An 8,009-nucleotide genomic window follows, 5' to 3' on the forward strand; every position below is an offset into this window, starting at 1 on the left:
GCCGGAGCACGGGCGGGCGTGCAGATCGCCACCAAGTACCACGAGGCGCCGCTCGCCTACGTGCTGTCCGCGTTCGCGGCGGCGGTCTACACGGTCACCGCGATCGACCGCGAGTCCCGTACGGTCGGCACCGCCGACGGCGGGCGCGAGCCGTACGACGTCCTGGTGCTGGCGACGGGCAGCGAGCCGGTCGTGCCGCCCATCCCCGGCGCCACCCGGGCGATCACGTTCCGGACCATGGACGACTGCGACCGCATCCTGGGCGCGGCGGCGACCGCGACCGGCGCGGTGGTGGTCGGCGGCGGCCTGCTCGGCGTGGAGGCCGCGCGCGGGCTCGCCGGGCGCGGCATGCCGGTCACCCTGCTCCACCTGGCCGGTCACCTGATGGAACGCCAGCTCGACGCCGAGGCCGGGCTGGTGCTCGGCGAGGCGCTGGCCGGGCTCGGGGTGACCGTCAGGACCGGTGCCGAGGTCGCGGCGATCCACGCCCACGGCGTCGAGCTCGCCACGGGCGAGACGCTCGCGTCGGAACTGGTGGTGCTCGCCTGCGGGGTACGGCCGCTGGCCGGCCTCGCCGGGGACGCCGGCCTCGCGGTGGCGCGCGGGGTCGTCGTCGACGACCGGATGCGCACCGCCGACCCGGCGATCTACGCCATCGGCGAGTGCGCGCAGCACGACGGCACGGTGTACGGCCTGGTGGCGCCCGCGTGGGAGCAGGCGGCCGTGGTGGCCGACCTGATCACCGGGGCGGACGCCACCGCGAGGTACCGGGGCTCGCGCCTGGTCACCCGCCTGAAGGCCAGGAGCGTCGAGCTGGCGGCCATGGGGGAGACGCACCTGACCGAGGACGCCTCCGGCACGGTGGAGGTCGTCCGCTTCAGCCACAGGGCCCGCGGCATCTACCGCAAGCTCGTGATCAGGAACGACCGCCTGGTGGGCGCCATCCTGCTCGGCGAGTCGCCCACGGTGGGAACGCTCACCCAGCTCTACGACCGCGGCGGGCCGCTTCCCCGCGACCCGGCCGGGCTGCTGTTCCCCGGCCTCGACGGCGCGGCGCTCGCCGACGGCCCGGCCCGCATGCCCGACTCCGCGCGGGTGTGCGAGTGCAACAACGTGACCAAGGGCCGCATCCGCGCCTGCTGGGAGGCGGGCGCCCGCGACACGGCGGCCGTGGTCGCCGCCACCAGGGCGACGACCGGGTGCGGCACCTGCCGCGACGCGGTCGAGAGCCTCATCGGCCGGCTGCGCGAGCAGGAGGAGGTCCGCGCGTGAGGATCGTGGTGGCGGGGTACGGGCCGGCGGCCCACCGGTTCGTCGAGACACTGGCCCGCAGGGGCTTCACCGGCACGATCACGGTGCTCGGGGAGGAGCCGAGGCCCGCGTACGACCGCGTGGCGCTGACCTCCTATCTGTCCGGACCGCCGGGCGCGAGCGCCGACGACCTGACCTATCCGGCTCCCGGCGGGCCGGTGGTGGCGCGGCTGGGCGACCGGGTGGCCTCCATCGACCGCGCCCGCCGCACCGTGACCACCGAGGGCGGCCACGACGAGCCGTACGACGTGCTGGTGCTGGCGACGGGGTCGGCGCCGTTCGTGCCGCCGGTGCCGGGGGCCGGGCGGGCCTTCGTCTACCGCACGATCGACGACCTGGACGCCATCCGCGCGGCGTCCGCGCGGGCCACCTCCGGCGTGGTCGTCGGAGGCGGCCTGCTCGGGCTGGAGGCGGCCGACGCGCTGCGCGGGCTCGGCCTTTCCACGCACGTCGTCGAGATGGGCGACCGGCTGATGCCCCGTTGCGAGCACTTCGACCACGGCAGGCCCGAGTTGTTCGAGATCGTCCGGGTGCGCAGGATCACGACGTTCTCGCGGCTCATCGCCGAGCACGGCCGGGGGCGTGGCTGCGACGTCTGCAAGCCCGTCGTCGCCTCGATCCTGGCGTCGCTGAACGGCGGGCACGTCCTCGACGGCGAGCGGGCGGCGCTGCAGGACACCAACGACCACTTCCTCGCCAACATCCAGAAGAACGGCACGTACTCGGTGGTGCCGCGCATTCCGGGCGGTGAGATCACCCCGGAGAAGCTCATCGTGATCGGGGAGGTCGCGCGCGACTTCGGCCTCTACACCAAGATCACCGGCGGCCAGCGGATCGACCTGTTCGGCGCCCGCGTGGAGCAGCTTCCCGCGATCTGGAAGCGGCTGGTCGACGCCGGTTTCGAGTCCGGCCACGCCTACGGCAAGGCGCTGCGCACGGTGAAGTCCTGCGTGGGGTCCACGTGGTGCCGGTACGGGGTGCGGGACGCGGTCGGCATGGCCATCGCGCTCGAACTGCGCTACCGGGGGCTGCGCTCGCCGCACAAGCTCAAGGCGGCCGTCTCCGGTCCGCGACGTGATCGTGGACGACTCGCTCGGGATCGCCGTCGCCCTGGACGCGGGCATGGAGCGGCACGTCGCCGGCTACTTCGACGAATGGCGCGCCACCGTCGAGGACCCCGGCAAGCTCCGCCGGTTCGTCAGCTTCGTCAACGCCCCCGGCACCCCCGACCCCTCGATCGTCTTCGAGACCGAACGCGACCAGATCAGGCCCGTTCTCGTGGAGGTGACCCGCCGATGACCACCGTCCAGAAGGCTCCGGTGACCGCGACCGGCGAGAGGTGGACCGCGATCTGCGCCTACGCGGACCTGATCCCCGAGCGCGGCGCCGCCGCGCTGCCAGGGGCCGTCAGATCGCGCTGTTCCGTGCCTTCGACGGCCGCCTGTCCGCCGTCGGGAACCGCGACCCCCACAGCGGGGCGTACGTGATGTCGCGCGGCATCACCGGCACCAGGGGCGACGAGCCCGTGGTGGCGACGCCCATGCACAAGCAGGTCTTCTCCCTGGTCACCGGCGTCTGCCTGGACGATCCGGCACTGGCAATACCGACATATCCGACTCGTGTCACCAACGGCACCGTGGAGGTGAGCGTGGAATGACAGCCGCGCTTCTGGACGACCCCCTGACCACCCTTGAGACGGCGCCCGACGCGCTGGCCGGGTTCACCATCGGGGTGACCGCGACCCGACGCAGGGAGGAGTTCGCCGCCCTGCTCGAACGGCGGGGCGCCCGGGTCGTACGGGCTCCCGCGATCCGCCTGGTGCCCCTCGCCGAGGACGCCGACCTGCTGGCGGCCACCCGCGAGTCCCTGGACGGGCCGGTCCACGACGTGGTGGTCACCACGGGCGTCGGATTCCGGGGGTGGATGGCCGCCGCCGAGGGCTGGGGGCTCTCCACCGACCTGGCCGACCACCTCGCGGCGGCGCGGCTGCTGCCCCGGGGGCCGAAGGCCCGTGGCGCGGTGCGCGCCGCCGGGCTGAACGATCACTGGACCCCGCTCACGGAGTCCTGCGAGGAGATCAAGCAGTACCTCCTCGGCCAGGACCTGCGGGGCAGGCGCATCGTGGTGCAGTTGCACGGCGAGCCGCTGACCGGCTTCGTCGCCCAGTTGCGGGCGGCGGGCGCCACCGTGATCGAGGTACCGGTCTACCGCTGGCTGCCCTACCGCGACGCCTCCCCGCTGCGCCGCCTGATCACCCAGGCGATCTCGGGGTCGGTGGACGCCGTGGCGTTCACCAGCGCCCCCGCCGTGCACGCGATGCTCAACGCCGCCAGGGCCGAGAGCCTGGAGGACTCGCTCGTCGCGGCCTTCAGCGGCCCGGTGGTGGCGGCGTGCGTCGGCCCGGTGACGGCGGCGCCGCTGCTGGCCAAGGGCGTGCCGGTGATCCAGCCGGAGCGTTCCCGCCTCGGCGCGCTGGCCCGCACCCTCGCCCGTCACCTTCCCGAGCACAGCGTCACGCGCGTGAGCGCGGGCGCCCACCGGCTGGAGATCCGCGGGCACGCGGTCGCCGTCGACGGCGACCTCAAGCCGCTGCCGCCCGCGCCGATGGCCGTGCTCAAGCGCCTCGCCGAGCGTCCCGGCCACGTCGTGCCCCGCTCCGACCTGCGCGTGGTGCTGCCCGGAGGCCCGTCCAGGGACTCCGCCGAGCACGCGGTCGAGATGGCGGTCACCCGGCTCCGCCGCGCCCTTGGGCCGTCGGGCATCGTGGAGACCGTGGTCAAGCGCGGCTACCGGCTGGCCTGCGACCGGGTGGACGCCCGGTGACGACCACGGCCGGCGCGGGCCCCGACCGGAAGGACGGCGGGTGAGGAGGAACCGGGAGGTCCCCCTGAGGGGCGGTTCCCGAGACGGTTCCCCGGCGGCGGTGGCCGCCGGGACGCTGGTGCTGGTCGCCCACGGCACGCGGAGCGCGGCGGGGGAGGCCACGCTCGCCGCCCTCGCCGAACGGGTGCGCAGGGCGCGGCCCGGCCACCGGGTCGAACTGGGCCACCTGGAGATCAGCTCGCCCCTGCTCGCCGACGTCCTCGCGGGCGTGCCGGGGCCGGTGGTCGTGGTCCCGCTGCTGCTCGCGGGCGGCTACCACGTCCACATCGACCTGCCGGCGGTCGTGGCCGGAGCCAGGCCGGACGCCATCGTGGCCGGACGGCTGGGCCCGCATCCGCTGATCACCTCCGTGCTGGCACGCCGGCTGGCGGCGGCCGGGCTGCGCTCCACCGACGCCGTGATCCTCGCCGCGGCGGGCTCCTCGGACCCCTCTGGCCTCGCCGACGTGCGCTTCGCCGCCCGGCTGCTGTCGGTACGGCTGGCGCGCCCGGTCACCGCGGCGTTCGCCTCCGCGGGCAGCCCGACGGTCGCGGCGGCCATGGAGAGGCTGCGGTCGGGCCCCGCGCCACGGGTGGCGGTCGCCTCCTACCTGCTGGCCCCCGGGTTCTTCCATGGCCGGCTGGAGTCGAGCGGGGCCGACGTGGTGAGCCGCCCGCTCGGCGCCGAGGACGACCTGGCCGCCCTGGTGTGGCAGAGGTTCGACGAGGCCGCGGCCGCGATCGGCCGGGGAGGCGCCGGGCCGGCGGCTCAGGAGAGCGCGGGGGCCCGGGGCGTGGCGGTCTCCAGCCGCAGTTCCCGTACGATCTCGACCGCGCCGTCGTCCCGCGACAGCCCGGAGCCGATGAACATCTCGTAGTAGGCGTGCCGGAAGCAGCCGGCGAGCAGGAGGCGCGCGCTGGCCTCGGGGGTCACGTCCGGCGACACCCGCCCAAGGCCCCGCTCGGCCGCGAGGTACTCGGCGAGGGGGGCGATCTCGGAGGCGGGGCCGAGATCGGTCTCGCGCAGCGCCTCGCGGAACCGCACGGTGATCGAGGGGGAGAGGAACGCGGGCATCGCCGCGGCCTGTACCTCGGCGTAGTAGGCGATGCCGGCACGGGCCACCGGCAGCAGGTTGTCGTTCACTCGTCCCTTGCCGGTCATGTGCATCAGGGTTTCGAGGGTGCGGAGCCAGACCGGCAGCCGGTCCTGGAGCAGGGCGAGGAACATCTCCACGGCCTGGGCCGGCGTCGCACCGCGCAGCTGGGGGTACGCGGCGCCGCTCGCCTGGCCGGCGGGTGCGTTCGCGGGCCGGGCGGCCCCGTCTCCGCCCTCCTGCTTCATGAAGACGGCCATTTCGAGAACGCGTCGCCGCGTCTCCTGTGCTCTCTTGTGCGGATCGGGATATTGAGTCGCCATGGGGGTCCCAAGGTGCGCAGTCACATGTGTAGGTTCAGCACGCGGGTGGCGTCGTACACGATGTTTGCGGAGTCGTGTTTCTCTCCGTTATCGAATCGTTGCCGCGCGTGGGTGCCGCCCAGGTGCAATGGTGCGGAACGGCGCAGCGGCCAATTATTACCCGAGATCCCGGCCGCGCGTGGGCGATAACGCGAAGTATGTGAATTGCGCCTTTTGTGAATCTTCACGTAAATATGCCCCAGGCGTCCGCCTTCCGGCGGGGTGCGGCGCGCGTCAGCCTTCGGTGTCGTTGTCGCGCCGCCGCAGGTAGCGCTCGAACTCGGCCGCGATCGCGTCGCCGCTCGCCTCGGGCAGCTCGGCGGCGTCCTTGCGCTCCTCAAGCTCGCGCACGTACTCGGCCACCTCGGAGTCCTGGGCGGCCAGCTCGTCGACCCCGTGCTCCCACGCCTGCGCCTGGTCGGGCAGCTCGCCGAGCGGCATCGGGATGTCCAGCAGGTCCTCCATGCGGCGCAGGAGGGCCAGCGTGGCCTTGGGGTTGGGCGGCTGGGCGACGTAGTGCGGCACCGACGCCCACAGCGAGACCGTCTTGGTGCCCGCCACGCCGAGGGAGTGCTGGAGCACCCCGACGATGCCGGTGGGGCCCTCGTAGCGGGTCAGCTCCAGGTTGAGGGAGCGCGCGAGGCCCGGATCGCTCACCGAGCCCACGATCGGCACCGGCCGGGTGTGGGGGGAGTCGTTGAGCAGGGCTCCGAGCAGCACCGCGGTCTCCACGCCGAGCTCCAGGCTGATGCTGACCAGCTCGGCGCAGAAGGTGCGCCAGCGCATGTTGGGCTCGATGCCGCGCAGCAGCACCACGTCGCGCTTACTGCCGGGCGGGCGCGCCACGAGCAGGCGGGTGGTGGGCCACACGATAGAGCGCGTGAGGCCGTCGCCCATCTCGACGACCGGGCGGGTGACCTGGAAGTCGTAGTAGTCCTCGGGGTCGAGCTCGACGAGCGGGGTGGCCTTCCATTCGGCCTCCAGGTGCGCGAGAGCGCCGCTCGACGCCTCCCCCGCGTCGTTCCAGCCCTCGAACGCGGCGATCAGCACCGGGTCGACGAGCTCGGGGAGTCCTTCGAGCTCGATCACGCGCCGCCTCCTCCTCGCCTGGCCGAGGCCGCCAACGTCCCCGCAAGCGTCCTCTCGGCCGCCGGCGGCGGCCTTGTGCCTGTCTAAGCCTATTCGTTGAGGGGCGTTCAGTGTCACGGAGAGGCGACAGGCGGACCTCGGAGCCCTACCGAACCCTCACCCGCATATTGGGAGACCACCGGACATCTCAGGCGTTTTCGGTGCTCGGGCGGTCACATCATGCCTCCCGCTAGGCTTGAGTTCATGAACAGCGGAGCGTCCTTCAGACAGACCCTGTCCCAGCGTGTCCTGGTCGCGGACGGGGCCATGGGGACGATGCTGCAGGCCTACGACATCACGCTCGACGACGTGCTGGGCCATGAGGGCTGCCCCGAGGTGCTCAACGTCACCCGCCCCGACATCGTCCAGGCCGTGCACGACGCCTACTTCGAGGTGGGCGTCGACTGCGTGGAGACCAACACCTTCGGCGCCAACTTCGCGGCCCTCGGCGAGTACGGCATCCCCGAGAAGATCTACGAGTTCTCCGAAGCGGGTGCCCGGCTGGCCCGTGAACGGGCCGACCACTGGTCGACCGGCGAGCGGCCCAGGTTCGTGCTGGGCTCGATGGGTCCGGGAACCAAGCTCCCCACCCTCGGGCACCTTCCCTACGCCACCCTGCGCGACGCCTACCGCGACAACGCCGCCGGTCTGATCGCCGGGGGCGCCGACGCGCTGATCATCGAGACCTGCCAGGACCTGCTGCAGGTCAAGGCGGCGGTCATCGGCGCCAAGCACGCCATCGAGGCCGCCGGCCGCGACGTGCCGATCATCGCGCAGGTCACCATCGAGACCAACGGCGCGATGCTGCTGGGCTCGGAGATCGGCGCCGCGCTGACCGCCATCGAGCCCCTGGGCGTCGACGTGATCGGGCTCAACTGCGCCACCGGCCCGTCCGAGATGAGCGAGCACCTGCGCTACCTGGCCAAGCACAGCCGCCTTCGGCTGTCGTGCATGCCCAACGCCGGCCTGCCCGAGCTCACCTCCGAGGGCGCCCGCTACCCGCTCAGCCCCGGCGAGCTCGCCGACGCCCACGAGACCTTCACCCGCGACTACGGGCTCTCCCTGGTCGGCGGGTGCTGCGGCACCACCCCCGAGCATCTGCGCCGGGTGGTCGAGCGCGTGCGGGGCCAGGTTCCCGCCGCGCGGCGACCGCGCCCCGAGGCGGGTGCGGCGTCGTTGTACCAGCATGTGCCGTTCCGTCAGGACACCTCGTATCTGGCGATCGGTGAGCGTACCAACGCCAATGGGTCGAA

At 73.3% G+C, this 8,009-nt stretch carries 7 protein-coding genes and 1 pseudogene; 6 read left to right on the forward strand and 2 right to left on the reverse strand.

Features of this window, described 5'->3' with window-relative positions:
- From AB0B89_RS33095 to AB0B89_RS33115, 5 genes and pseudogenes are all read left to right on the forward strand, one after another.
- A partial coding sequence (locus AB0B89_RS33095) for an FAD-dependent oxidoreductase (RefSeq protein WP_358560635.1) occupies window positions 1–1,272 on the forward strand: 1,272 nt, incomplete at its 5' end.
- A pseudogene (locus tag AB0B89_RS33100) lies at window positions 1,269–2,610 on the forward strand (FAD-dependent oxidoreductase). The gene AB0B89_RS33095 and the pseudogene AB0B89_RS33100, both read left to right, overlap by 4 nt.
- 40 nt (window positions 2,611–2,650) lie before the next feature.
- A complete protein-coding gene (gene nirD, locus AB0B89_RS33105; RefSeq protein WP_358560636.1) occupies window positions 2,651–2,968 on the forward strand; it encodes a nitrite reductase small subunit NirD in 318 nt (105 codons plus the stop codon).
- Window positions 2,965–4,134, forward strand: coding sequence for a uroporphyrinogen-III synthase (locus tag AB0B89_RS33110; RefSeq protein WP_358560637.1), 1,170 nt, complete (start codon window positions 2,965–2,967; stop codon window positions 4,132–4,134). Before nirD ends, AB0B89_RS33110 begins: the two co-directional genes overlap by 4 nt.
- Window positions 4,135–4,174: 40 nt before the next feature.
- The gene (locus tag AB0B89_RS33115) at window positions 4,175–5,050 is read left to right on the forward strand and encodes a CbiX/SirB N-terminal domain-containing protein (protein WP_358560638.1); all 876 of its coding nucleotides are present in this window, start codon (window positions 4,175–4,177) and stop codon (window positions 5,048–5,050) included.
- On the opposite strand, the gene AB0B89_RS33120 is transcribed toward AB0B89_RS33115, so the two are convergent.
- Both AB0B89_RS33120 and AB0B89_RS33125 read right to left on the reverse strand, forming a co-directional pair.
- On the reverse strand, window positions 4,942–5,589 hold the full coding sequence (locus AB0B89_RS33120) for a hypothetical protein (RefSeq protein WP_358560640.1): 648 nt from the start codon (window positions 5,587–5,589) through the stop codon (window positions 4,942–4,944). The genes AB0B89_RS33115 and AB0B89_RS33120 overlap by 109 nt on opposite strands.
- A gap of 273 nt (window positions 5,590–5,862) precedes the next feature.
- Complete coding sequence (locus AB0B89_RS33125) at window positions 5,863–6,717, reverse strand: PAC2 family protein (protein ID WP_358560642.1); 855 nt, start codon at window positions 6,715–6,717, stop codon at window positions 5,863–5,865.
- A 243-nt stretch (window positions 6,718–6,960) separates the two neighbouring features.
- On the opposite strand from AB0B89_RS33125, the gene AB0B89_RS33130 reads away from it, so the two are divergent.
- Window positions 6,961–8,009 (forward strand): homocysteine S-methyltransferase family protein (locus AB0B89_RS33130; protein WP_358560643.1); only part of this gene is annotated, 1,049 nt, incomplete at its 3' end.

Origin of the sequence: Sphaerisporangium sp. NPDC049002 (genome assembly GCF_040649355.1) — a bacterium.
GTDB lineage: Bacteria > Actinomycetota > Actinomycetes > Streptosporangiales > Streptosporangiaceae > Sphaerisporangium.

Bases quoted from the DNA above. Each gene is read 5' to 3' on its own strand.
- AB0B89_RS33110 (WP_358560637.1), top strand. From the start codon at position 2,965: ATGACAGCCGCGCTTCTGGACGACCCCCTGACCACCCTTGAGACGGCG.
- AB0B89_RS33120 (WP_358560640.1), bottom strand. From the start codon at position 5,589: ATGGCGACTCAATATCCCGATCCGCACAAGAGAGCACAGGAGACGCGG.